Raw genomic sequence first — 2,095 nt, forward strand, 5'->3', positions numbered from 1 at the left:
TAGCGCCAGGGACTGGCGCCGCGGGTGAAGGCACCGCGCTCAATGCCCAGGCCGTAGTGCTGCGCCGAGCGGAACACGCGCAGCCCCGAGGCCGGGTCGTTGCGCGACAGGATCACCACCTCCACCAGCGGCTGCGCGCCACGGTTGAAGTCCAGCAGCTTCTGCACCAGCGAAAAGGCCACGCCGTGCGCGGCTGGCTGGTCCAGCAGCTTGAGCTGCAGGTCCATGTAGGCGCGGTCGTCGCCGTCCTCGAAGACCTGGTTTTCCTGCTCGAAGTCGAACAGCGCGCGGGAAGAGATCGCGACGACGAGGCGGTTGTCGAGGGAGGCCGGCATGGGCTCAGCGCAGTCCGGTCACGGTGGACGGCGGGCGGGGTGTCGTGTCTTTGGGCGGCTGCTTCATCAGCGCCATCGCGGTGCCGATCAGGCCTGCCACTTCGCTCATGTTGCCGGGCACGATCATCGTGTTGTTCTTCTGCGCCAGCTGGGCATAGGCCTCGACCGCCTTCTCCGCCACCTTCAGCTGCACCGCCTGCTCGCCGCCGGGCGACTGGATGGCTTCGGCCACCTGGCGGATGGCCTTGGCGGTGGCCTCGGCCACCGCGACGATGGCGGCGGCCTCGCCCTGGGCCTTGTTGATCTCGGCCTGGCGCTGGCCCTCGGAGCGGGCGATGAAGGCCTCGCGCTCGCCGGTGGCAATGTTGATCTGCTCCTGCTTGCGGCCTTCGGAGGCGGCGATCAGCGCGCGCTTCTCGCGCTCGGCGGTGATCTGCGCCTGCATCGAATGCAGGATGGCGGCTGGCGGCGTCAGGTCCTTGATCTCGTAGCGCAGCACCTTCACGCCCCAGTTGGCCGCGGCCTCGTCCAGCGAGGCGACGACCGCGAGGTTGATGTGGTCGCGTTCCTCGAAGGTCTTGTCCAGTTCCATCTTGCCGATCACCGAGCGCAGCAGCGTCTGCGCCAGCTGGGTGATGGCGAAGATGTAGTTGCTGGAACCATAGCTGGCGCGCATCGGGTCGGTCACCTGGAAGTAGATGATGCCGTCGACCTGCAGCTGGGTGTTGTCCTTTGTGATGCAGACCTGGCTTGGCACATCAAGAGGAACCTCTTTGAGGGAGTGCTTGTAGGCGACCTTCTCGATGAAGGGCGTGACGAAGGCCAGCCCAGGGGTCAGCGTGCGGTCGTACTTGCCGAGTTTTTCGACCACCCAGGCGTTCTGCTGCGGCACGATCTTGATGGTCTTGATGATGAAGACGATGGCCACGACGGCCAGCACGAGTGCGATTTCCATGGGCGCTTTCAGAGGGTTGGGGTTGCCGCCGCGGGCAGCGGGCTGAGCACCAGCCAGTTGGCTTCGACGGCGCTGATGCGGTGTGGGCCGGGGGCGGCATGCGCCCCTTCGGCCAGCCTGGCCTGCCACTGGGTGCCGCGGTAGTTCACGCGGGCGCTGCGGTCGGCGCCCCAGGCATCGACCTGGACCTGGTTGCCGATGTCGAGGTTGACATCGCGGTTGTGCGAGGGCAGCGGCCTGGGCTGGCTGTGGCGCAGCGAACCTGGCACCTACTGGCTGCTGACCCAGGTGCCCGGCCTGAAGCTGGACAACTGGCGCGGCGCGCTGGGCGGCGATGCGCTGACCGCCGATCGCCTCACGCTGACGCTGGGCGCCGGCGAACTGGTGATGGAGCAGGTTTCGCTGGACGGCCTGCGCTGGACCTGGCGGCCCGATGCGCAGGCCTGGGCCGGCATTGCAATGAAGCACCTGAGCGCCCGCAGCGCCCAGTGGCACTCGAAAACCGCCGCGACCCCGGCCACCCCGCCCAGCGGTGCGCCCAAGAACCTGCGGCTGCCGGTGCAGTTGCTGGTGGACGAGCTGCGCGTGGCCAGCCTGCAGGTCGACACCCTGCCGCTGCTGCGCAACCTGCAGGCCAAGCTGCATCTGGGCGCCAAGGGTGGCAGCCAGCACCAGATCGCCATCGCCCAGCTCGACAGCGACCGCTTCCAGCTCAGTGGCGCTGCCAGCCTGCTGACCGAAGGCGCGATGACGCTGCAGTCCCAGCTGGCGCTGCACAGCCAGCCCGGCAGCAGCCCGGCCTGGC

General features: G+C 68.2%; 4 protein-coding genes. 1 reads left to right on the forward strand and 3 read right to left on the reverse strand.

Going from position 1 to position 2,095, the window contains the following annotated elements; genetic code table 11:
* From FKP22_RS28245 to FKP22_RS28255, 3 genes are all read right to left on the reverse strand, one after another.
* Positions 1 to 335: 5'-nucleotidase (locus FKP22_RS28245; protein WP_141291400.1), on the reverse strand; the 335-nt coding region annotated here is incomplete at its 3' end.
* 4 nt (positions 336 to 339) lie between these two features.
* Complete coding sequence (locus tag FKP22_RS28250; RefSeq protein WP_141291402.1) at positions 340 to 1,290, reverse strand: SPFH domain-containing protein; 951 nt, start codon at positions 1,288 to 1,290, stop codon at positions 340 to 342.
* Between the two features lie 8 nt (positions 1,291 to 1,298).
* Positions 1,299 to 1,559: an NfeD family protein gene (locus FKP22_RS28255; RefSeq protein ID WP_141291404.1), complete on the reverse strand. Its 261-nt coding sequence runs from the start codon at positions 1,557 to 1,559 to the stop codon at positions 1,299 to 1,301.
* A 19-nt stretch (positions 1,560 to 1,578) separates the two neighbouring features.
* Here FKP22_RS28255 and FKP22_RS28260 point away from each other — a divergent pair.
* Positions 1,579 to 2,095 (forward strand): hypothetical protein (locus FKP22_RS28260; protein WP_211361630.1); only part of this gene is annotated, 517 nt, incomplete at its 3' end.

The sequence above is a fragment of the Ideonella azotifigens genome, assembly GCF_006519715.1.
GTDB lineage: Bacteria > Pseudomonadota > Gammaproteobacteria > Burkholderiales > Burkholderiaceae_C > Ideonella > Ideonella azotifigens.

What these genes read in the sequence shown, in the direction of transcription:
- FKP22_RS28250 (WP_141291402.1), bottom strand. Translation starts at nt 1,290, where the DNA reads ATGGAAATCGCACTCGTGCTGGCCGTCGTGGCCATCGTCTTCATCATC.